Annotated in this window: 15 protein-coding genes; 8 read left to right on the top strand and 7 right to left on the bottom strand. The window is 61.7% G+C overall.

Annotated features, from left to right (window positions below):
* Window positions 1-7: 7 nt before the first annotated feature.
* The 3 genes from A8V01_RS01425 to A8V01_RS01415 are packed head-to-tail and all read right to left on the bottom strand — an operon-like array spanning window position 8 to window position 4,000.
* Window positions 8-1,306, bottom strand: coding sequence for a purine-cytosine permease family protein (locus tag A8V01_RS01425; RefSeq protein WP_103094148.1), 1,299 nt, complete (start codon window positions 1,304-1,306; stop codon window positions 8-10).
* Window positions 1,291-2,394, bottom strand: coding sequence for an S-methyl thiohydantoin desulfurase family protein (locus A8V01_RS01420; protein WP_103094206.1), 1,104 nt, complete (start codon window positions 2,392-2,394; stop codon window positions 1,291-1,293). The genes A8V01_RS01425 and A8V01_RS01420 overlap by 16 nt, the downstream gene beginning before the upstream one ends.
* A complete protein-coding gene (locus A8V01_RS01415; RefSeq protein WP_245892230.1) occupies window positions 2,384-4,000 on the bottom strand; it encodes a hydantoinase/oxoprolinase N-terminal domain-containing protein in 1,617 nt (538 codons plus the stop codon). Before A8V01_RS01415 ends, A8V01_RS01420 begins: the two co-directional genes overlap by 11 nt.
* A gap of 235 nt (window positions 4,001-4,235) precedes the next feature.
* Between A8V01_RS01415 and A8V01_RS01410 the strand changes: the two genes are divergently transcribed.
* The 5 genes from A8V01_RS01410 to A8V01_RS01390 all read left to right on the top strand — a co-directional run bounded on the left by A8V01_RS01410 (window position 4,236) and on the right by A8V01_RS01390 (window position 13,007).
* Window positions 4,236-6,938 carry a helix-turn-helix transcriptional regulator gene (locus tag A8V01_RS01410; RefSeq protein WP_103094147.1) on the top strand — a complete coding sequence of 901 codons (2,703 nt, stop codon included), beginning with the start codon at window positions 4,236-4,238 and terminating at the stop codon, window positions 6,936-6,938.
* A 165-nt stretch (window positions 6,939-7,103) separates the two neighbouring features.
* The gene (locus tag A8V01_RS01405; protein ID WP_170065797.1) at window positions 7,104-9,197 is read left to right on the top strand and encodes a TonB-dependent siderophore receptor; all 2,094 of its coding nucleotides are present in this window, start codon (window positions 7,104-7,106) and stop codon (window positions 9,195-9,197) included.
* Between the two features lie 78 nt (window positions 9,198-9,275).
* On the top strand, window positions 9,276-11,039 hold the full coding sequence (locus A8V01_RS01400) for an amidohydrolase (protein ID WP_103094145.1): 1,764 nt from the start codon (window positions 9,276-9,278) through the stop codon (window positions 11,037-11,039).
* A complete protein-coding gene (locus A8V01_RS01395) occupies window positions 11,039-11,629 on the top strand; it encodes an FMN-binding negative transcriptional regulator (RefSeq protein WP_103094144.1) in 591 nt (196 codons plus the stop codon). Before A8V01_RS01400 ends, A8V01_RS01395 begins: the two co-directional genes overlap by 1 nt.
* A 28-nt stretch (window positions 11,630-11,657) precedes the next feature.
* Window positions 11,658-13,007, top strand: a complete 1,350-nt coding sequence (locus tag A8V01_RS01390; protein ID WP_211294928.1) for a metal-dependent hydrolase family protein — start codon at window positions 11,658-11,660, stop codon at window positions 13,005-13,007.
* A gap of 17 nt (window positions 13,008-13,024) precedes the next feature.
* Here A8V01_RS01390 and A8V01_RS01385 read toward each other — a convergent pair whose 3' ends face one another.
* The 3 genes from A8V01_RS01385 to A8V01_RS01375 form a co-directional block, all read right to left on the bottom strand.
* A complete protein-coding gene (locus A8V01_RS01385; protein ID WP_245892228.1) occupies window positions 13,025-13,852 on the bottom strand; it encodes a sugar transferase in 828 nt (275 codons plus the stop codon).
* Between the two features lie 396 nt (window positions 13,853-14,248).
* Complete coding sequence (locus A8V01_RS01380; protein ID WP_103094143.1) at window positions 14,249-14,650, bottom strand: pyridoxamine 5'-phosphate oxidase family protein; 402 nt, start codon at window positions 14,648-14,650, stop codon at window positions 14,249-14,251.
* Between the two features lie 263 nt (window positions 14,651-14,913).
* On the bottom strand, window positions 14,914-15,852 hold the full coding sequence (locus tag A8V01_RS01375) for a glycoside hydrolase family 16 protein (protein WP_170065796.1): 939 nt from the start codon (window positions 15,850-15,852) through the stop codon (window positions 14,914-14,916).
* Between the two features lie 180 nt (window positions 15,853-16,032).
* Between A8V01_RS01375 and A8V01_RS01370 the strand changes: the two genes are divergently transcribed.
* The 3 genes from A8V01_RS01370 to A8V01_RS01360 all read left to right on the top strand — a co-directional run bounded on the left by A8V01_RS01370 (window position 16,033) and on the right by A8V01_RS01360 (window position 21,027).
* A complete protein-coding gene (locus A8V01_RS01370) occupies window positions 16,033-17,085 on the top strand; it encodes a glycosyltransferase family 2 protein (protein WP_103094141.1) in 1,053 nt (350 codons plus the stop codon).
* A 241-nt stretch (window positions 17,086-17,326) separates the two neighbouring features.
* A complete protein-coding gene (locus A8V01_RS01365) occupies window positions 17,327-18,097 on the top strand; it encodes a glycosyltransferase family 4 protein (protein ID WP_170065795.1) in 771 nt (256 codons plus the stop codon).
* 530 nt (window positions 18,098-18,627) lie between these two features.
* Window positions 18,628-21,027 carry a TonB-dependent receptor gene (locus A8V01_RS01360; protein ID WP_103094139.1) on the top strand — a complete coding sequence of 800 codons (2,400 nt, stop codon included), beginning with the start codon at window positions 18,628-18,630 and terminating at the stop codon, window positions 21,025-21,027.
* Window positions 21,028-21,132: 105 nt separating this feature from the next.
* Here the strand turns inward: A8V01_RS01360 and A8V01_RS01355 are convergent, their stop codons facing one another.
* The gene (locus A8V01_RS01355) at window positions 21,133-23,649 is read right to left on the bottom strand and encodes a TonB-dependent receptor (RefSeq protein WP_103094138.1); all 2,517 of its coding nucleotides are present in this window, start codon (window positions 23,647-23,649) and stop codon (window positions 21,133-21,135) included.
* Window positions 23,650-23,805: the final 156 nt, after the last annotated feature.

Genomic DNA, 23,805 nt, shown 5'->3' with positions numbered 1-23,805 from the left:
TCTCCGATCAGGCGGGAAGAAGCGAACGTCGCCGCGCCGCGACTTGCATCAAGGCAAAGTAAAGCCCGCTGGCGAGGATGACGGCGTCAAGGGCGGGCACTGTCGTGACAGAAAAGTCATAGTGCAGCGCGATCGCCGCAAGGCCGCTCGTCACGGCCCAGGTGCAGATCGCGGGCCAGTGAATGCCGGAGAGGTCTTCGATGGAGCGCGCCGCGTCCATGTCGCGGAAGCGGGTCCAGCCATCGATGACGTAGATTGCGGCGAACGGGGGGATCGTAACGCCCAGCACTACAAGGAAGGGGATAAACCCTTCGATGATGCCCATCAGTGCAAGGCCGGTGCCAACCACCGTGCCGACAAGGATGAACGCCCAGCGGGGGATGCGCGGGAATGTCGCCGCCAGCGAGAGGCTTGCCGAATAGAGGTTGAGCGAATTGAGCGTCCAGGTCGGCATGACCAGCAACGCCAGCGCCCAGGCGCCGAACCCGAAGCCGGTGATCATGCGCATGATGTCGGTCTGCCCAGTCGCCAGGGCGGCGATTGCTGCGCCCGCCATCAGGAGCGGTGCGGTGAAGGGATAGGACAGCGCCATGCTGAGAACCGCGCCCTTGCGCGTGCGGGTGTAGCGCGAAAGGTCGGGCAGAGTGGTGATGGTCAGCATGTCGGCGCCGATCAGGGCTGACAGGGCGATGCCGAACGTCATATGATAGGGGCTGGTGACGGGTGGGCTGAGCACCAGTCCATGGCGTCGCGCCGCCGCGATGCAGACGGCCAGAATCATCGCCGCAAGCAGCGGCACGCCGATCATCGCCAGCCGGTCCAGCGCGCGGAAGCCGATCAGGGTGGTCAGCGCCATCAGTGCTGCGCCTGCAACCACGATGGTCGCGAAATCGGGCGAGAAGCCGAAACCCTCGCCTGCCGCTGCAACCGCATCACCGAGGAAAGACACGTTCACGCCGAACCAGCAGAAGTGGACGATGGCAATGATGATGTTGACCAGTCCTGCGCCCTTCAAACCGAACGAGCGCCGGATCAGCAGATAGGTATTGAGCCGCGAGCGGACCGCGACCAGCGAAGTCAGGCATCCGCCAAGGCACAGGAAAGTACCCGCCAGGAACGCCGCAGCGACCGCAGGCCAGAAGCCCAGCGCCAGAGCTGTCTGCGCACCGTTGAGGAACGTCGGCAGCGATATGGAGAAGCTGGCGATGATCAGCGCCACGCGCCAGCCGCCGACGGTCAGCGCCTGCGGCAGCGGCGCGTTGGCGTACTGATCGCCGGATTCGTGATGACTTACGGCTTCAGCCAAGCGCCGATCTCCTCGATGGGAATATAATCCTGCGCATAGCCGAAGGCGCGCGGTCCGACGAATTCCAAGGCGCGCTCTTCACGCAGGATGGCGGGAGCGGCCGCGCCGACCACTTTCGCGCGCTGGCCGTACTTGAGTCGTTCGGTGGTGATGCTGTCGGCGGTCTCGCGGTCCATCACGGTCAGAATATCGGGCACCATGGCCACGACCGCGCCGTCGCGGCGGGCCATCAGGTTCTCGTTCTGGAAGTCCAGCTCCATGCGGCTGGCGCCGTCGAAGCTTTCGAACACGACGCGTCCGACGGAGAAGCCGTCTTTCGTTTCCCGCTCGATGTCCGTGATCTTGCCGTCGAATAGCACCCCGGCGTGGGGGTAAAGGCCCGTTGCCTCCAGCGCGGCAAACATCGCCGCGAAAGGATCTTCGCTGCGCCCGCGGGCCGTGCGGATCGCGGCGCCTACGTCACGAGCGGCGGTGATGGTGCCGTGGATCGCGTGGTCTTTCGCTTCGCGCCCGGTCAGCGGATATTCTACAAGGTGCGCGATGCCGCCCACTGCCACCGATAGCGCACGGGCAAGCCGTTCATGGGCGAGATTGTCGTCCGTTTCGATCAGGCTGAGCGAACCGCTCGCATCGGTGAGGATGGAGGGGCAGGCGGACAAACCACGGATATTGAAGATCGCCATCTGCGATTCGGGAAAGGCACGGCCCATGCCGTCGCAGTCCAGCACCGGTATTCCAAGGCGCGCGGCGGCGAAAAGCGGCGCAAGGCCGTTACTGCCACCGATTTCGATCGGGATCACCGCGTCGATCCGACGGCCCATGATCTCTTCCAGCCGGCGCAGACCGTCGATAGCTTCACGACCGTTGGGCAGCTTTTCCACCGAGACGGTCGGCGCGCCGATCCACCCGCACGGCACGACAAGCGCGTCATCGGCCAGAGCGTCGAGGCCGATGACCTCGAACGGTCCGCGCCGTTCCAGCTCGGCTTCGGCAAGCAGTGTGGCGTAGTAAGGGTCGCCGCCGCCGCCCGAGCCGAGGAAGGCGGCGCCGAGGGCGAGGTCGCCGATGGCCTGGCGGTCAAGCAGCATGGGAAGCTCCGATGGAGGGGGGCGGAAGAAGGTCCGCTACGACGCGGACACGCACCTGCACGGCGCGGCCGGGAAGATAGCTGAGCGGGGTCTCCTCTATGTCCACGGTGGCAAGCGTGGCAGGGTCGCCACCATTGGTCAGAACCTGTTCGCGGGCAAGCTGGGCGACGTGTTCGATCGCGGCTTCGCGGTCCATCGCCTCGTAGCTGATGACGCGCTCCACTTGCGCCCCGGCCTGTGCGATGGCAGCCCCGACCGCGTTTGCAACTTCGGCGTGCGGGGGGCGGATCACTTGCGATACACCGCGCAGGTCGTCGGGGATCAGGAAGTTGCCGCCGCCGACAGCCAGCACCGGCACGGCGCCGCGCGCGGTCTTCATGCGGTCCACGCCGTCTTCCAGCATCGTGCGCATTCGCGCCTGCAACGCCGCGAGCACTGTGGATGAAAGAACGGGAAGGCCATCGGCGGATCCGAACGACACGATGCCGGCAAGGCGGGCCAGATCGCTGGTCGTCAGCGTATTGCCGCCGAACAGCATGCCTTCCTGCGCCAGCCGGTAGCCGAGCGAATCCGGCCCAATGCGAAAGGCCGCTTCGTCCAGTTCCGTGGCGCCGTATAGCGCAGGATCAAGGTGGACACGGGTGCCGCCGCCCAGTCCGATGGCAAGCACGTCCGGCATGCGGAAGTTAGTCCTGACGCCGCCAATATCGGCCGAAATGGCGGATTCGCGCGGATAGCCGGATGACAGCGCGCCGATATCGGTGGTCGTGCCGCCAACGTCCATGACGATGGCATCGCCAAGTCCGCTGAGGAAGGCGGCGCCGCGCATTGAATTGGTCGGGCCGGAACCCATGGTCATGACCGGGTAGGCTTCCGCTTGGGTGGCTGAGGCTAGCGTGCCGTCGTTCTGCGAGATGTAAAGCGGCGCGCTTACTCCGATCGCGGCGCAGGCGCGGGCGAAGGAGCGCACTACGCGGCGTGCCAGGGTAGTCAGCGCGGCGTTGAGGATGGCCGAATTCTCTCGCTCGATGAAGCCGATGCGGCCGATCTCGCTAGAGAGGGTAATGGTGGCATCCGGGTGGGATTCGCGCACGATGGCGGCAGCGCGGTGCTCCATTTCGGCATTGATAGGCGAGAAGGCACAGGTGATCGCGATCGCCGTGACGCCGTCGTCGCGCAGTTCGACGGCAGCGGCGCGCAGGGCGTTCTCATCAAGTGAGGCCATTTCGCGGCCATCGACTTCGTAGCCGCCGGGCAGCAGGTAGCAGCGCCGGTCAATGCATTCCACAAGGTCACGCGGCCAGCCTGTCAGCGGTGGCAGCGCTTCCCCTGAAGGGCTGGCGAGCCGCAGCACGCCTACACGGTCAAGCTCGCGGCGCTCGACAAGGGCGTTGACGAAGTGGGTGGTTCCGATCGTGACGGATGCAATGCGCGCAGGGCTGACGCCTGATTGCGACAGAATCGAGCGGATCGCATCGGCGACGCCGGTTTCAACATCGGCAGAGGTGGGTTGCTTGGTCCAGGCCAGGACTTTGCCCTGATCCATGAGGACCGCGTCGGTGTTAGTGCCCCCGACATCGACGCCAATGCGCACTCGCTTCTCCATGCCCGTTGATACTCATTCCCCGGCCTGTCCCGGAGTACCTTAAAGGGAGTAGGAGCGCCCATGGCTTGCCCGCAACGAACAAGACGGGTGCACTGGCCGGGTAAACGGGTAAACGCCTGATCTGTCGGGGTAGCGGTCCGCAGGGGTTGAGCGTAGCGGACAGGTCGCATAGGCTTGGCGAAAGGGAGAGCGCGTCTGAAAGCTGTAATGAGGGTTCGCTACAGGATTGTGACGCGTGCATGAACTGATTCGCACCAAGGTGGCGCCCCCGATCTGGCTGGGTAGCCAGATTCGCCGGGACTTGCTTCTGGAGCGGCTCGATGAAGCGCTTGCGCGCCGCATGACGGTGATCCATGCACCGGCGGGCTATGGAAAGACCAGTCTGCTGTCGCAGTGGCGCCGCCGTTGCGAGGACGCGGAGATCTTGATCGGCTGGCTGACGCTGGAGCGCGAGGATGCCGATCTCCAGCGCCTTTCACGCTACCTGCTGCTTGCGTTGGACGATGCCGAAGCTTTGGAAGACGCGCCTGCCGCCGATCTGCCGCCGCGCGCTGCGCTATCCGCGATCATCAATCGCATCGCGCGGGAAGATCGGCCGGTAGTGCTGATCTTCGACGATTTCCACCGGGTTGAGGGCGGGGAAGTCAACGCCTTCGTCCAGTCGCTGATCCGCCTTGCGCCAAGTAATTGCCACTTCGTCATCGCATCGCGCGATTACCCGTGGCTGGGCCAGTCGGTGCTGGCTGCGGAAGAGCAACTGACCGAACTGACCAGCGAGGATTTGCGGTTCAACCGCTCCGAAGCGGAAGCGCTGCTTGACCGCGCTCAGTCCGCTGCCTTGCCGGAAGATGCCCGCAAGGCGTTGGTGGATCGTTCGGAAGGCTGGCCACTGGCGTTGCAGCTAACGTCGCTGTCGCTGAAGCGCGGGATCGACCATACCCGGCTGATGGAGCGGTTCAGCGGGTCCAGTTCGGACCTTGCGCGCTACCTTTCGGAACAGGTGCTGACCTCGCTTCCGGTCGAAGTGCAGGATCTGGTCATGGCTACGGCCTTGCTCGACCGGTTGACCGGGGATGCGGTCAACGCGCTGTGCGAACGCGGCGACGGCTGGTTGGTGCTTGAACGGCTGGAACAACAAGGCATGTTCCTGACGCCGACCGGGGAGGGGCGCGATGCCTACCGTTACCATCAGCTGTTCGCGGAGTACCTGCGCGATCGGCTGAAACGACAGGATCTTGCCCGCTTCCGCCAGCTGAACGCCAACGCGGCGCGGCATTTCGCCGCTTCGGGAGCGATTTCGGCTGCGATCGATCATGCGCTCAATGCGGATGACGGCGATCTGGTGGCGGCGATCCTAGAGAGTGGTGGCGGCTGGCGGTTGATCCCGCAAGGCTATCTTGCGATGGTGGAGGCCGCGCTGGGCCGCCTGTCTCCAGCGCAAGTGAACGCCAGTCCAAGGCTGATGCTGGCGGCGATCTATATCCAGATCAAGCACGGCCACCTCGGCCCCGCGCGCGCTGCCTATGACCGGCTGGCGGCAGAGACAGGCGCGGCGGATGCCCCTGCGGAACTGCGCGCGGAACTGCGTGTGGTGGGCGATACCCTGTCCGATTACGAGAACCTGCCTGTGACCTTCGACGATCTGCTGGAGCGCGAGGCACTGCTTCGCGCGCTTCCTGCCGATGATCATCTGGTCCTTGCCAATTTCACCGAGACGCTGGCGGCCAAGTACCTTGAAGGGGGCTGGCTGGAACGCGCGCTGGAACCGTTGCGTGACGCCCGTGGCCACTATCAGGCGCTTGGATCGCTTTATAGCGAGGTGTTCACGCACTTTCTGGAGGCTCGTATCCGCCATGCGCAGGGGCGGATCAACGATGCGGTGACGATCATCTCCGGCATTCGCGAAGTCATCGACATCAACTTCGGCCCCCGTTCCGATCTGGCCGCGAACTGCGCCGCCTTCGACGCCGCGCTGCTGTATGAGCGCAACCGCATCGATGAAGCGCAGGCTCTGCTCGACTGGGCGCTGCCGCACATGGATCAGTCGGATGCCTGGGTAGACGTCTATGCGGCGGCCTACCTGACAGCCGCCCGCTGCGCCGCCGCGCGGCAATCGCTGAGCGATGGTCTGGCGATCCTCGATCGTGCGCAGGCCATCGCAGCTCCTCGGGGGTTCCGCCAATTGAGCCAGTTGGCTGGCCTGTGCAGGCTGGAGCTGCTGATCGCCCATTCGGCGCCTATTGCGGAGACGGCGGCCTGTGCCGAAGCGCTGTCGCTGGATGCGCTGGCGGGTGAGATGGTGCTGGAAAATCCGCTGTACCGGCCTGTTGCTACGGCTGCGGCGACTTGCCGTGCCGCTCTGCGCCTCGCCGCCGAAGACGTCGCCGGGGCGGAGGAGGATATCGCCGCGCTGCAGCGTTGGGCGATCCGCCACGGTGCGGGTCGCCTGCTCGTCGACGTGCTGATCCTGCGGGCGCAGGCAGGCGAGGAGCAGGAAGGCAAATCGGCCTTCGACGAAGCTGTGGGCATGTCGATGTTCCAGTCGCTGGAACGGCCGTTTCTCGATTGGGAGCGTTTCATGCGGCCTTTCGTCGAAAGTGCGGTGGCCGATGGTTCGGAGACCAACCGCTATCGCGCGCAATTCCTCGGTGCGCTCAATCGCGCGCTGACCAGCCGGGCGGTGCCGGAAGAGGAAGGCGTGCTGAACGGGCCGGAGACGGAGATCCTTGTCCATCTCAGCCGCGGCTACTCCAACAAGGAGATCGCGCGGCTTATCGGCATGTCGCCGGATACGGTGAAGTACCGGCTGAAGTCAGTGTTCCGAAAGATCGGTGTCGACAAGCGCCGCGATGCCGTGCGCGTAGCCATCGAACAGGGCCTCATTCCGGCTTCGGAGGCTGCAGGAATCGCCGATTCCGGGGTTGAAACAGCGCCCTGACCCCAGCTCCTTCCGCCGCCTTACCCATCGAACCCAGCTGATTACCCCGATTATGACGTGGTGCGAAGCGCTGCCTGTTGTTCAATGGGCATGCAAGCAGGAGGACCGTCCGGAGGCCGAAAACAGCCCCGGTTTCAGGTCGAACGGTATTTCAAGGGGAATGACATGGGCTTCGGGAAAACTACGCGCAATCGCGCAGCCAAGACACGCCTGAACGGCGTACTGTTGGCCGCCTCCTGCACTTTCGCGCTGCTGCCGGCAGTCGCATATGCCGAAGAGGCCGATCCGGCCAAGGATGAGATCGTTGTCACCGGGCGCGCCACCACCGGCACCAAGGTCGACACCGACATCATGGAGATGCCGCAGTCCGTCAGCGTCATTACCGCCCAAGAGGTCAAGGACCGCGCGGTAATGAACTTCCAGGAGGTCTTCCGCTACAGCGCCGGCGTGCAGACAGAAACGCAGGGCGTCGATACGCGCGGCGACTTCATGAGCGCGCGCGGCTTTGCGACCGTCCAGTACCTTGACGGTATCAACCGCATGCCCAGCTTCGTATACGGCGGGCGCATGGAAATCTTCACGCTGGAGCGCGCCGAAGTTCTGCGCGGCCCGTCCTCGGTCCTTTACGGCGCCGGTGGCGCCGGCGGCATGTTCAACGGCGTGTCCAAGCGCCCGCAGGACACTTTCGGCGGCGAGATCGACCTGATTGTCGGCACCGAGGATACCCGGCAGATCAACCTCGATATCACGGGTCCGATCACCGACGGCATCTCGGCCCGTTTCGTGGGCGTAGCGCGCGATGGCGAGCTTCAGCAGCCCGGTCAGAAGAACGACCGCCTGGTGCTGATGCCCTCTGTTACCTTCAAGCCGGGACCGGATACTGAAATCACGGTGCTTGGCCTTTACCAGAAGGACCGCCTTGGCAGTCAGACCTATCTGCCGATCAGCAAGACCATCGGAGCCGACAACGACGCTGAGAAGGTTTCGGCCGACACGTTCCTGGGCGAGCCGGGCTTCAACCATACGGACACCAACTACAAAGCGGCCAGCTTGCTGGTGACCCAGCACTTCGGCGACAACATCACGTTCAACAGCAACACCCGCTACTTCAAGACGGATGTGGACTACGCTGAAGTCTATGGCCTTGCGACTTATGCCGACGCGGCACGCACGCTGGTCAACCGCGCATGGTACGTGATGCTTCAGGACAGCAAGGGTGTGTCAACCGACAACCGCGTTTCGTTCAAGCTGACCACCGGGCCGGTGGAACACCAGTTCCTGTTCGGTGTGGATTACACCTGGTTCAACCAGAGCAGCGATCAGGGCTGGGGTTACGATCTGGGTGGGTTCGACATCTACAACCCGACATACGGTCAGACCATCCCAACCTCGACGTTCTATTCGCCGCGCAACACGAACACGCAGTTGGGCTTCTATTTCCAGGACCAGATGCGCCTGTGGGACCGTGTTTCGGTGGTGCTGGGTGGCCGTCATGACCGGGCGACGTCCAAGGCTGACGGCGTGAAGCTGCCCGACAACACGGCTTGGACGTTCCGCGCCGGTGTTATCGGCGATGTGACCGACACGTTCTCGGTCTATGCGAACTATGCGGAATCGTTCTTGCCTGTGTTCGGGCAGAGCGTGCAGGGGCAGGTCTATGTGCCGCGCACCGGCCGCCAGTACGAAGCTGGTGTGAAGTACCAGCCGTTTCGCGGAGCCATGCTTTCGGCATCGGTGTTCGACATCAAGGAAAAGAACGGCCTTCAGGCCGATCCGGACGACATCCAGAACACGATCCAGTCGGGCGAAGTGAAGTCCCGCGGTGTCGAAATCGAAGGCAACCTGCGCATGCCCGGCGATGTGCAGATCACTGCTGCCTACACTTACCTTGATGCGCACAACCTTGAGGCAGATGGCAGCAACGGCCTGCGTCTTGCCAACCTGCCCAAGCATGCCGCGTCGGTCTGGGCGACCAAGAACTTCGCCCTTACCGAAGCGATCGGCGCACGCGTGGGTGGCGGCATTCGTTACACGGGCGAAAAGCCGGACAGCTTCGAGAACTTCACGATGCCGTCGTATACGCTTGTCGATGCCATGTTCGAGTTGACATATGACAAGTGGTCGCTGGGCATCAACGCCAGCAACATCTTCAACACTACCGTTTACACCGCATGCAACTGGAACCCCACTGCGACCGAGGGCTATTGCTATCTCGGCAAGGACCGCACTGTCCTTGCCACACTGCGCCGTACTTTCTGATACCCAACCGACCTGACGGGAGCCGGTGCAAGCCGGCTCCCGCTTTTTCGGTCGCATACAGTTTTCGAGGACCACGCCATGCATCTTCGCCCCGCCATTCGCCTCGCAATCCGCCGCACTCTGGCCCCGCTCTCGCTAACGGCATCGACGATGGTGATTGCCGCTCTTGCTCCCGCCCCGGCCATGGCTGCGGCCGAAGGCATGGCTGACCTCATCATTACCAATGCGCGCATCTATACCGTGGACGAGACCCACCCCTGGGCCGAGGCCGTGGCAATCCGCGATGGTCGGATCATCGCCGTGGGAACCGCAAAGGACGTTGCGGTCCAGAAGGGCACGCAGACGCAAGTGGTCGACCTCAAGGGCAAGCTGCTGCTCCCTTCCTTCGGCGATGCGCATAATCACCCCGTCTTCGGTGGGATGAGCCACGCCCGCTGCGCGCTTCATGCCGGCAAGTCCATCGACGACTACCGCAAGATCATCGCCAAGTGCATTTCCGAGACGCCGGGCACCTCGGTGATATATGGCGTGGGTTGGGAAGATGGCCTGTTCCCGCCCAACGGCGTGCCGACCAAGGACATCCTCGACAAGCTTTCCACCACGCGTCCGCTAATCTTCCGGTCAACCGGGGGGCACAGCCTGTGGGTCAACTCGAAGGCGTTGCAGCTTGCCGGGATCACCAAGGCGACCAAAGACCCGCTGAACGGCAAGATCGATCGCGACCCCAAGACCGGGGAGCCCATCGGCGGCCTGCAGGAGTCCGCGCAGGATCTGGTAAACGCGCTCATGCCGGAAACCACCGGGCAGGATCTGCAGGACGCGATCGCCTACACCGCAAAGCACTTCAACTCGCTAGGGATCACCAACTGGCATGATGCGGGCATCGAGTGGGAGGAAGACGGTTCAAGCGCGGTGATCGATGCCTACAAGGCGGTGGCCGACAAGGGCCAACTGACCGTCGATGTGGCGATCGACCTAAAGTGGAAGAACGAAAAGGGGCTGGAACAGCTGCCGGGTCTATACAAGGCATCGCAGCGCGCCCGCACGCTTGGCATCACCGCACGCAGCGTCAAGTTCTATATCGACGGCGTCATCCCGCAGCAGACTGCCTATATGCTCAAGCCTTACGAGGGCACGCAGGAAGTGGGCGCACCACAAATTCCGGCGGGCATACTCGCGGCCGCCACGACCGCGCTCGATGAACAGGGCATGCAGTCCCATTATCACACCATCGGCGATGCGGCCGTGCGGGAGGCGCTGGACGCGGTGGCAACCGCGCGCCGTTCGGATGGCAATGCCGATACGCGACCGATGATCTCGCACCTCAACGTGATCGATCCGGCCGACCAGCCGCGCTTTGCGACGCTTGGCGTGACGGCGATCTTCCAGCCGCTGTGGACCTGCAACGAACCGTACATGGATCTGACCAAGGAACGGATCGGGCCGAAGCGTTCGCAGTACATCTACCCCGTGGGCAGCGTCGAGAAGTTCGGCGGGCGCGTGGCTTACGGTGCGGACTGGTCGGTCGCCTCGGCAGATCCGCTGCTGGGCATCGAAGTCGCTCTGACCCGCGTGGCACCCGAGGGTGACCGTGAGCCCCTTATCGCGGGTGAGGCTGTTACGCTGGCGCAGGCGGTCAAGTCCTACACGCTGGACGTTGCCTACGTGAACCATCTCGATCAGGAAACCGGCTCGATCCGGCCGGGCAAGAGCGCCGATCTGGTCGTACTGGACAAGGACATCTTCAAGCTCGACGCGCGCCGCATCCACCAAACCAAGGTGCTGATGACCATGTTCAAGGGCAAGCCCGTCTACGGCACGCTCGATACGGCGGCGCGTTGATGGGGCTGTTCTCGCCCCGCAGCGATGCGGATGTCGCGCAGTTCGTGCGTGAGGAAAAGCTGGCTCTGGTGACTACGCACGATGCGCAGGGGTTCGTCACCACACCTCTGCCGTTGCTGGCGGAGCTGGACCATACCGGCGAGATCCGCGCCTTCGTCGGCCATTTCGCATTGGCCAACCCCCATACGGCTCGCGCGCAGGCATCGCCGCGTGCGCAGATCGCGTTCCTTGGACCGCATGGATACATCTCTCCGGGCGTGGTCTCCGCGCCCGGCTGGGGGCCGACCTGGAACTATCGCTTCGCGCAGTTCGAAGTGGAGCTGCAGTTTGGACCGGAACGCAATCGGGCGGCCATCGTCGAACTCGTCAGCGAACTGGAGGGAACGCACGAAGGCGCCTGGACCGTCGCCCGGATGGGGGAACGCTTTGAAGGCATGACCCAGCGCGTCGTCGCGTTCCGTGCCGTGGTTCTGTCGCAGCACGCCCAGTTCAAGCTGGGGCAGGACGAAACCGCGCAGACCTTTGCGGAAATCGTCGCGGCGGAAGGTGCCAGTCCGTTGGCCGCGGCGATGCTTGGGCAGCGCCCGTAATCTCCCGCACCGGAACCGGAGTTTGGGAATGACAGCATCAGTGAGCCGCCGCGCTGCTCTTGGCGGTCTGGCGATGTTGCCGCTGCTTGGCGCAACCGCCCCCGGTTCGGGCGGCAGTTGCGTGCTTATCCGCAATGCCATGCTGTTCGACGGCACGGGCAGCCGGCGCGAGCCGCGCAATGTGCGCATTAGTGGTGATCGCATCGATGCCGTGTCGCCTGGCGACATTCCCGCGCCACCGGGTGCAACAGTGATCGATGCCGCAGGGCAGACTTTGATGCCCGGCCTGACGGATGCGCACTGGCACATGTCGGCGGTGAAGGGTTCATCATGGATGGGGCCGCAAGATGCGGTTTCCATCGCGCTGGTGCTCAAGGATGCAGAGCGCCAATTGAAGCGCGGTTTTACCACCGTGCGCGATACGGCAGGCGCGGTGTTCGGCATTCGCGATGCCATCGAACAGGGTATCGTACCTGGTCCGCGTTGCTATCCCAGTGGTGCGGCCATTTCTCAGACGTCCGGCCACGGCGATTTCGACCCGGTAGAAGAACTGCCGCCAACGATGGGGGGCGATGCGTCACGCTATCGTCGCCTTGGCATGACGGCGGTGGCGAACGGTGTGCCCGAAGTCCTTGCTGCAACGCGCCAGCAGCTCAAGCGCGGCGCCACGCAGATCAAGATCATGGCGGGCGGCGGCGTCACGTCCGACTTCGATCCGATCGACACTCTGCAGTTTACGCCAGAGGAACTGCGCGCCATCGTGCAGGCGGCCACGGACTGGGGCACTTACGCCTGCGCCCACGTCTATACCGCGGCCGGTGTTCGGCGTTGCCTTGATGCGGGCGTGGTTTCGATCGAGCACGGCCATCTTATCGATGATGCGACGGCAGCCTACATGGCCGAGAAGGGCGCATGGTTATCTACCCAGCCGTTTGAGACCGGGGACAACGTGCTCTCGCCTGAACAGATGGACAAGGCCCATCAATCACTGGGCAGCGCCGGTTGGCGTTCGAGCGTGGAACTGGCGAAGAAGCACGGGGTCGAGGTGGCATTCGGCACAGACCTATTCGCCCGGACAACCACGTCCCGTACCGAGAACGCGATGCTGCCGCGCCTTGGCACGGTCTTCTCCAATTCCGAAGTCCTGCGCATCGCAACATCCGGGAACTGCGCCCTGTTCGCGCGCAGCGGCAAACGCGACCCCTATCGCAGCGCACCGCTTGGCGTCTTGCGCGAAGGCGCCTGGGCGGATCTTATTCTGATCAGGGGCAATCCGCTGGATGACTTGCGACTTCTGGAAGATTTCGAGCGCAACCTGCTGGTGATCGTCAAGAATGGCGTGGTCCACAAGAACCTGCTTACATCGAGCGCATTATAACGGGTGAATGCCGCAGCCTAGTACACCCCGCGCGATGCCAGAACGGCAGGAATGGTGCGAAAGCAAATTGCAAGATCGTAGAGCGTTGATTTGCGAAGCGCGTAGAATGCGTCAAGTCTGACGCGTGCTTCATAAGATACTTCGTTGCGGCCACTGACTTGCCACAGGCCGGTAAGCCCCGGTCGGACGGAACAGTATGCGCCGAACCGCGCGCCATAGCGATGGATTTCAGCTTCGATGATGGGGCGTGGCCCAACAATGCTCATGTGTCCGGCGAGGATATTGAAGAGCTGCGGCAGCTCGTCCAGACTGCTCTTGCGCAGCAGCGATCCGATCGGGGTTATACGCGGGTCGTTTCGTAACTTCTGATCCCGGTGCCATTCCGCGCGTGCTTCGGGCGATGATGCCAGAACATCATGTAGCACTTCCTGGGCATTTATGACCATCGAGCGAAATTTCAGGCACGGGAAGAGCTTGCCGTCCCGACCGACGCGATACTGCACAAAGAGCACCGGACCGGGTGCCGAGAGCTTGATGGCCATCGCGGCAATTACAAGAAACGGAAGAAAGATCATGATCGCGGTCAGGGCGATTACAATGTCGAATGCGCGCCCGGCAGAAGAGGTGCCGTTCGCCATGATCTGTTCCTCCCGCGCTCGGCACGTGACCTTGTCCGGGATGTTGGTGATCGGCGTCACTACGCCGGCTACCGGTCGCGGCCTTCCCGGATTTTCATAGACAGTGAACGGTGGCGCCGCTTCAGGTCGGGCCGTGTCGTCGAAATGACTCGAAAGAGCGTCCATCGATCCACCCTGCATAAACAAGACCGGCAGTTTGCCTGCCATACGTTGGTTTATGGCATCGTAATATAAGTTAAGGTGGGGTCAACAGGTTCACGCTGCAGTGCGGTATGAATGATTGATCCAATTGCAATGAAATGGATCATCTTTTTCAATCCAATGGTGTCTAAACTAAGGATTTCCGAAATATTCATATGTTGAAATTCGATCGAATTTGGATGACTTGAAAATTTAAACATTCATTTTGGATTAAACATCCATTCTGATTGGCCGCATCGGGGGGGAAATTGTCCGATATGCAATCGTTAGCATGGGCGGCATGCGAATCGTGAGTGCGGCATCGGCAGTAGAAAGCCGCAAGGCGCTTGATATGCGAGGGTTTGGCTTCCGACTGGTCAACTGAACGGTCGGAAGCCGTTTCAGCAGTAACGCAGCGACACCTCAGGCAGCGATTTTCGTCCCGGCGGCGGGGCCTGAGCGAAGCGTGAATATTTCTTCGAGATGGATCAGTACGGCGAACTTGGGGGTTTTCATTCCGGCGCCGTTGGCGAACGCGACGGCGTTGTCGAAAGGTTCGCCCTCGGAGAACACTTCCGGTTGACCGACGAACCGATAGCCATCGAGCGCTTCCCGATCGATTACCGCGACGGCCATTTTCGAACCATCAAGAATATTCTTTAGCGTCTGTCCACCGGTATTCTCGTTGTATATCAGCGTCTTGTCATCATAGACCCTGAGCGAGCGTTTGGGGCCAATGTCGGGCAAACCGTCTTTGCTCACCGTCGACTGGATGGGCAATTGAACAGCAAGGAATTGCTTCATGGTGTCATCAAGGGTGTTCATGTCAGGGCATTTCTTTCCAGTTCAAGCTGCGGCCGCCAGAAGGGGGCCGGCATGCTTGGAAGAAGAACGAGACGCGAAAGTATCGCGCACCACTGCAGCTATAGATAATGATTCGCAAATGCAATTGAGCGGTGGAAATCGCATGCAGCATGCGCTCGGCAGCAGTCTGCGGCTCTCTCGCAGATTGATTGCTTCGTTTCTCGGTGATGGAGTTTGAGGATCTGTCGTCCGCCGACAAGCCGCTGCGTTCGGCTATTGATTTCTCAATCGTGCGGATGAGGCCACGCGGTGATGCGGCGCACTTCGTACTTACCCGGAAAAGATGTGCTAGCGTCAGGATAACCACCCCAGTTTCCGCCGATAGCAAGGTTGGCAATTATATAGGCGGGTTGTCTGGTAAGCGCGGCCGGGGTCTGTGCTTGCGCCACACGCTTGCGATCGACGTACCATGTCATTTCCTTCGGCCCCCACAAGATGCCGTAGCGGTGGAACGCGGACGACGCGTCGAACGTGAGCCGAACGGGTGTGCTTTTCCGGAGTTTTCCAGCTATCACGGTGCAGTAGATAGTATGGGGGTCTCCAAGCCCTTCAAACACGTCGATTTCGCCGTCTTCGGGCCAGCTCCCGCCTGTCGGCATTAGCCAGAAGGCCGGCCACATTCCTTTTCCGGATGGAAGCCGGGCCTCGATTTCGAAATAGCCGTACTTCTGGGAAAAGCTGAACTTCGTAGTGATGGCACCGCCGTAGAACGGTTTGTTCCATGCCAACTGGCGCAAATGTGCAGGAGTGCGGCGGCCCAGTATTGTAAGGCGTCCTGGCTCATGCAGGAAGGGGTCAAGGTTCAGGGCAGTTGGGCCAGGCCCCGCCGATGTCATTCCCGTAAAGCCGGAGTCCGATGCGAAACTGGTCGCCGACATCTGACGGTTGGAAACTGATGTGGGTCCTCCGTGCCCGAAAACGGTGCGCCAGCGATGCGGCCGCCGGGGGCGTGCCTGATCGCTGCCATGGTCAAAACTTTCGAAGCGTTCGTCGAAAGATGGGGCGCCAAGGTGAGACAATGGTCCACCATCGTGTGTCGTCACCGGAGCGGCGGTCGCCGAAATGCTTGCACAAGCGCTAAGCGCCATGTGCATCGCGATGCGACGGCATATCTTGTAGGCACGCGTCTGCGTGCGTGGCTGCTCCAGGGCGTTCACGATCATCAAATGTCTGCTTCCGACGCTACAGTATCGGGATTGGAGGCAGCATAGGTCAGCGTCGGCGACAGCGTGAAAGTATCGCATCCGGAACGGAGGACGTTGCGGTTCGCGCTGGGCCGAGCCGTGGCTATCGTGTGTGCACGGTTTCTAGCGATCGGACTTCGCTCTTATGCCCGAACTGCCATGATTGAATCCGCGTCCAGCGCTCCTCTGGTCTCCGTGCTCATGGTTGCGCGCAATGTCGCGCATTTTATCGATGCGGCCCTGCATTCGGTGCTTGCGCAGACGTTGCGACAGATCGAAGTCGTCGTGGTGGATGATGGTTCCACCGATGAAACGGCGGAGATCGTGCGGGATCATGTGGGCAAGGATCCGCGGGTGCGGTTGATGGATGGACCACGCATGGGACTGAGCGCAGTGCGCAATACCAGCCTGGCGGCAGCCCGCGCCCCATTTGTAGCCATTGTGGATGCAGATGACCTGCTTCATCCCCAACACCTTGAATGGCTTCTTGAGCATCAGGCAGCCACGGGGGCGCAGATATGCGCCAGCAATATGGCTTCGTTCTTCCAGTCAACGGATGGCGTGCAGGCAGCGGCGTTCGCCGCAGCACCACGCTGGCGGCGGGCGCGTAGAATAACCGCGAATGAGTTTGTACGGTGCGGCATGATTGGCGGGCGCGAAGTCTCGCTCGGTTATTTCAAGCCGCTGCTCGCCAGGGCATTCTTGCTGGAAAATGGTATTCGCTACGACGAAGGTCTACGCATTGGAGAGGATTTCGACCTCCTGTTCAGAGCGATGCTCGCGGGTGCGCGTTTCGAGTTTCTTCCAAGGATCAGCTATTTCTACCGTCGTCACGCCCAGTCGACGTCGCATCGTCTGGCGCTGGATGACCTGGCCGGCCTGATCGCCGCGACCCGCGGCTATTCAGCGAACGAGGCTGGGCTTGCGGCACTCCTGCGTGCCAGGCTCGCTAATCTTGAGGGCGCGCGGCGGCAACTGTTGGCCCTTGATGCCCTGCGCGAAAGGCGGATTCTGGACGCCCTGCGCGTGGCGGGGCCGCATCGGGAAGCGCGCCGCCTTGTTCTGTCCAGCCTGCGCGAGAGTTGCATCAAGCGTCTTGGCCTATGGGACGCCGCGCAGACAGGGGGGGATGCGCAAAAGCGTATGCCTTTGTCCGCCGCCGATCTGGTCCCTTTGATGCGCGCGCTGAGCCCGGCTGGCGCGCTGACGTGATGGAGCTTCGATGCGCCCGATAGTATTTCTCTTTCCCCACGATCGCATGGACGTTGGTGGCAATTCCGCGCAATCCCGCTTCATGGAAGCATGCCGCGTGGAACGGCCTGTGCAAGCGGCCAGCTATGGCGAGCGTATTGGCGGGTGGGTCCACCTGGACGATATCCTGACAGATCCAGCCGTCAGATCGGGTTGCGGTGGAGCACCGATATTCGTGATCCATTGGGGGCCGGATATCGCCATGCTGCTGGAGCGGCTTAAAGGGTGTGACGTCGTCTACTTTGCCCATTCGACAGGCTGGGGCATGACCATGCCGCCCGAAGTGCCGATCCTGTGCGTGAGCCGCAACACCATGGCCTATTGGGGGCGATACGCACCGAACTCCTACATTGCGCACGTGCCGAACATAGTTGAGCTTCCGGAAGCGTCTGAAATGATGCATCGGGACGTTGATGTTCTGGTTCAGGCCAGAAAGTCTTCTCGCTATCTCCTTGAAAGGCTGGTGCCGGCGTTGCGAGAGCATTGCGACGTCACCCTGCTTGACGGGTGGGTGGAGGATCTGGGCGCGTGGTTTCGACGCTCCAAGGTCTATCTCTATGACTCGCTTGAACATTGGGCCGACGTCGGCGCAACCGAAGGTTTCGGGCTGCCTCCCCTGGAGGCGATGGGGCACGGTTGTACGGTATTTTCAAGCGTCAATGATGCACTTGCGGATTATCTCGACCCCGGCTTCAACAGCCATAAGTTGCGGGTCCATTCACTGGCGTGGGACGTTGATGCGATAGTGCGGGCGGTCCTTGCGCACGACGGAAGCGGCATGGTCTGCAACGGGCTTGAAATCTACGCGCCAGCGCAGGTCACGGCACGGTTGGCATCCGTGTTGCAAGGCGTCGAGCGGTTCTTTGCGTTCACGGCAACCACGGAACCGGACATCGAGGATATTTGGGCACAGCGAAAGCCCGGCACCCTGCAAAGGGCGAAGCGGGCAGTCCGGCTTCTTGCCGGGGTCTGACTCCCGCGCCGCGCTACGTTCATTTGCCACGCATCAGAGAGAACCGATGAGGCAGAAGGGCTGAAGGTCAGCATCCCCCACTCCGTTGATGATCGCCGATTGAATAGGTCAGCCGTTCTATATTGGGGATCCCGCTAAATATCGATGCCCCTTCGTGGGGAATTCGCAAAGGCAGAGGCGACTGATGCTTTGCTTCATTGCCGTTGATATTATGCGGCTGCGAGCAAGGTTTTTCCGCTTGAATGCTTCGGGCATTAAAGGGTTTCTTGTGCATTGGTTCAGCGCCGGATGCCCGGCGGGAGCGGAGCAGCGTCGGCAGGCTGCGCAATCGGGATCGGCTTTAATGGCTTGCGCATGGGTCGGATTCGAGAATGCGGCCGCTTGGATTTGGCGCCTTGTGGAGTTCACCATGGGAAGCCGCGCATACGTATATTTCATGAATCGAAATATAAGAGCCACATTCTGTTATATGTCTTGATAGTGAGAGTTATTCGCATTATCAGCCGCCTCGTCCACAGAGGGGGAAACACATGCCAATTCAATCGTCAAAGGCGGCCGCCCGTCGCACTTTCCTTGCGCTTTCGTGTATCGCACCAGCTTTCGCGTCGACCGGCACGATGGCGCAGTCCGCAGATGCCGAGCGTAGCCTGGGGGGTGTCACCGTGTCCGATTCGGCCATTACCGAAGCACCGGGCCGGACGCTCGAGTCGCCCAAGCGTACCCGTCCCGTTCGCGATACGCCGCAGACCATTACAGTGCTTTCGAACGACGTCATCGAACAGCAGAATCTGCTGACCTTGCGCGATGTGCTGGCGACAGTGCCCGGTATCACTTTCGGCGCGGGCGAGGGCGGCACGGGCCCCGGCGACAACATCACGTTCCGTGGTTACAGCGCCAGCAACGACATCACCATCGACGGCGTGCGCGACAGTGCGCAGGTGACCCGTACCGATCCGTTCAACCTTGAACAGATCGAAGTGACCAACGGCGCCAATTCGGTGATATCGGGCGCGGGTTCGGTGGGTGGCAACATCAACATCGTCACCAAGCGGCCCAAGGCGGACGATGCCTACGTCGCGACGGCGGGCATCGGCACCGATGAGTATTATCGCGCCACGGCGGACATAAACAAGCGCGTCAACGACCTTGTGGCGGTGCGCCTCAACGCCATGTGGCACCGCAACGACGTGCCGGGCCGCGATGTCGACAATTACAAGCGCTGGGGCGTTGCACCGTCGATCACTCTCGGTATCGACAGCCCGACCCGCCTGACGCTGCAGTACAGCCACCAGGAGGACGACAATATCCCGCAGTACGGTGTGCCGTATTACTCGGGTCTGGTGCCCGGCGTGCATCGCAGCGATTACTTCGGTTTCCGCAACTTCGACCGCCAGAAGATCAATATCGACCAGCTGACCGGCATTTTCGAGCATGAGTTCAGCGATACCGTGTCGATCCGCAATCTGGCCCGCTGGCAGGATTCACGCCAGTTGACCCGCGTCAGCCCGCCGCAGGGCACCTACTGCCTCGCCAGCACCGGCCTGACGCCGCTTGGCGCCAGCTGCGGCACCACGCCTGCAGGCTACTACGCCCCCGGCGGCCCGCGCGGCAACACCCGTGACACCCGCAACCAGCTGATGTTCGACCAGCTGGATATCAAGGCGGTGTTCAATACGGGCGCGATCGAGCATACCGTGACGGTCGGCGGCGCGCTGACCTGGGAAAAGTACGACCTCTATACCGGCAATTCGCTGCGCAACGCCGACGGTTCGGTGGTCTACAGCAGCTATCCTCTGATCAACATCGCCAACCCGAACGAGATCGTACCCGGACCGGCTGGGTCGGTCTATGGCAGCAACGTCTATGTCGGCCCGGTCAACTTCACGCCGGGTTCGCACCAGGTAGGCGAACAGACCAACGTGGCGGGTTACATCTTCGACACGATGAAGCTGGGCAAGCTTGAGCTGAGCGCGGGCGCCCGCGTCGAGCGCAATACCGGCACGCTTGACACCCATAGCATCTGCGCAACCTTCGGCGGTTGTGCGGGCGGATTCGCGCTAGGTGAGCAGACGGCGCTGACGGAAAGCAGCAATGCCGACACGCTGTTCTCTTACCGCGTCGGCCTGAACTACAAGCCGGTGGAAGCTGTCAGCCTGTATGTGGCCTACGGCAATTCGCGCACGCCGTCGAAGAACTCGGTCAACGGTTCGTGTACGGCTGAGGGAACCGGCGTCATCAATTCCACCTGCAACGTGAATCCGGAAAGCGCCAAGAACTACGAGATCGGCGTGAAGGCCGAACTTTTCGACGGCGGCCTGCTGCTGACCGCAGCCGCGTTCCGCAACGAGCGTGACAAGTACGCCGTTGCCACGGCAGACCCGCTGGTTCCCACCCAGCAGCTTGACGGTCAGTCGCGCGTCGATGGCATTGCGCTGGGCGCCACCGGCAATATCACGCCGAACTGGTCGATCACCGCGAACTACACCTATCTGGACAGCAAGCTGGTGCAGTCGGTTTCCGACTATTGCCTTGCCAATCCGGGCGCGACCAAGGGTACTTACACCTGCCCGAACAGCGTTGATGTGCCGAATCCGGGTGCGGGATCGTCGCTGCAGCAGACCCCGAAGCATTCGGGCAGTCTGTTCACGACCTATCGCCTGCCGTTCGGCCTGACGATCGGGTACGGCGCGACCTATCAGGGCAAGTTCGCATTCGGCGTGCCTTCCGCCACCAATTCGGTCGTGCTCAATTCAAAGGACTACCTCGTTCATAACGGGTTCCTGTCCTACGAATTCTCGCCCAATCTTTCGGCGCAGATCAACGTCAAGAACATCGGCAACAAGCTGTACTTCCAGCGCATTCGCAACAATGGCTGGGCGACCCCCGGCGATGCCCGATCGGCAGTGCTGACGGTGACGGCGAAAATGTGATCCCCGCGTGACGAAGCCGTGGATCAGCCATGACTTCGTCCGCAACCGACGTAAAAAAAGGCCGGGGGGAAACCCCGGCCTTTTCCTTTTCGAAGCAGCGTTCGATCAGAACTTGATCTTCGCCTGCACGCCTGCGGTGCGCAGATCGCCCAGGCCCAGCATCAGCGCGGAAGTACGCGAAGAATATGGGAAGAGCGGCGAGAGCGTGTAGTTGTCCGAGATCGTCAGCGGCGTCTTGTTGTTGAAGATGTTATTGACGAACGCTTCGATCGACAGATTGCCACGCGTGATGCCCGCACGTGCGTTGAACAGGTGCAGGTCAGGCGTGCGAGCCAGGTTCGCCTCGTTCGACCAGACGCCCGACTTGAAGTTCCAGTCGCCGCGCAGGAACCAGCTGCTGTCGTCCCAGCCCGAGATTTCGGTGCCGACCTGAACGCCAACGTTGGCCGAATACTTCGACGTGTTCTTCATCTCCTTGCCGGAGAAGTCGTAGATGCCCGTGAGAGCACTGACCGTCGAGCTTTTGAACTCCTGAATGTCGGAGTCGTTGATCGCGCCGGCCGCGTCGATCGTCAGGAACTGGGTCGGACGCCAGGACACTTCGCCTTCTATGCCGCGCAGGTTCACCGAACCGGCGTTCATGTTTGCAGTGACGAAGCTGTAGCCAGTAACCTGCGTGGCATCAGGCGCGACGATGATGGTCGAGTTGATCTGGTTGCGCCACTGGGCATAGTACGCTGCGAAGGTGTAGCGCAGCGTTGAACCGATACGACCCTTCAGACCGATTTCGTAGTTGGTGATCTTCTCCGGCTCGATCGCCAGCTGGCCCCCGGCATCGTATGCCGCCTGCTGTACTGACGCCGCGTTGGAAAGGATGCCGGTGTTGAACTGCGCCGGGTTCACGCCCTTGGCCCACGATGCGTAGACCATCATATCGGGGGTGATCTGCCAGTTCACGATCGCACGCGGAGTGAAGTTCTTGTACTTCGCGCTCGCAAGCACAGTACCGCCCGAATAGAAACCGGCCGGGATGAACACGCTCGATGCTACCGTGACACCGGCAGGGCGTGCAAACGACTGCAACTGGTCGATCTGGTAGCGGCCTTCGAAGCTGGCCGAGATGGTGTCGGTCAGGTCGTAGGTCAGGCCGAAGAACAGGCCCGTGGTCTTGTTACGGCTGAGACCGCCCGGCGACAGGCTGGACGCGGTGAGCGCGCCGGTGCCGCCGCCAAGGCCTTGCAACTGGTCAGCGCTTAGGTAGCTGATGCCCGCAACACCGCGGAACGGACCGGACACGTACTGCAGGCGACCTTCAAGCGAGAAGTCGTCGATCTTGCGTTCGATCAGATACGGATAGTCGAAGTAACCCTGCCCGTAGGTTTCGTTGGCCTCGATCTGTCCATTGCCGCTATAATCATAGCCGCTGGGCAGGGCGCTACCATCGTAGCCGTCAAGGTCGATCATGGTCGTCCAGACTTCACGGTTGTAGCCGGCAAGCGCAGAGAGGGTCAGCTTGTCACTAACTTCCCAGTCGAAAGTGGCGTGCGCATGCTTGGTGCGGCGCAGAAGGCCATAGCCCTGCACGCCTTCCGAGGGATCGACGATGCGGTTAGTGCCGATGTTCAGGAACTGGCGGATGAAGTCGGTGTTGGTGACGTTCGCCGTGACCGGGTTCGCCATCGTCGGGATGGTGCCGCAGAAGTACGGATTGGACACCGCAGTGCCGGCCGGAAGGCCGGTGGTGGGGTTGAGAACCCCTCGGGTGTCGCCGGTGAGGGTGCAGTTAGACTGGCCCTGCACGACGGTAGAACCGTCAGGCGCCTTGATGTCATAGGAATAGAGGCGGGTCTGGGCGGCAGGGCCGTCCTTGTCCTCGCTCATCATGCCGAACAGCTTGATGGTGATGTCCGAAGACGGAGTAATGGCGACGAGCAGCGACGCGCTCTTGGTCTGCTGGTCACCCAGGGTCACGCCGTCCTGGTTCTTCCACGAACCGTCCTTGGAATACTGCTCGCCGCTGAGGCGGAACGAGATCAGGTCTTCAACGATCGGGCCTTCGATCGAGCCACGCAGGCGCCAGTTGTTGCGCGTGCCCAGCATGCCGAGCACTTCGCCGCCCCAGTCGTTGCCGGGCGTCTTGGTGACGACGTTGATAGCGCCCGCGAAAGTGTTGCGGCCAAAGTACGCGCTTTGCGGGCCCTTGATGATTTCGACGCGTTCAGGGTTACTGATCGCGCTTACCTGCGAGGGCGAGGACACCGCGACGCCATCAATGAACATCGAGGTCGTGGTGGCAAGCGTGGTCGATGGCGTCATGCCGCGCATGACGACCTGCTGGAACGAGCGGTCGGCGTGGCCCGAAGAGCTGTTGTTGATGTTGATGCCCGGCGTCGATGCGGCCATGTCGGTGACCGAGACGACGCCCTTGGCGTCAAGCGTTTCAGATGTGATTGCGGTGACGGTGACCGGAACCTTGAGGATGTCCTCTCCGGTCTTGCGTGCGGTGACGATGATGTCGCCGCCGGGGGTTTCCTGTGCCATCGCGGGTGCGGCAGTCAGGCCTGCGACAAGCGCGATGCCAGACAAAGTCGAGGCGAAGTGGATTTTATAATTGCCGGTCATTTCGTCCCTCAATGTTAAATGACGCACTTTCGGCGTCTATTGATGTTACGTTCCCTGCTTATCTGCGAATTCACCAGAAATTGTGTTTGTTATAATCGTATGATTAATTTGCATTGGCATGAGTCTTCGGCGGCGAAAGCAAAGTATTCCGCCGTA

The sequence above is a fragment of the Novosphingobium guangzhouense genome, assembly GCF_002896965.1.
Classification (GTDB): Bacteria; Pseudomonadota; Alphaproteobacteria; order Sphingomonadales; family Sphingomonadaceae; genus Novosphingobium; species Novosphingobium guangzhouense.
Note: the sequence above shows the minus strand (reverse complement) of the source record. Positions and strands in the feature narration are given on the sequence as shown.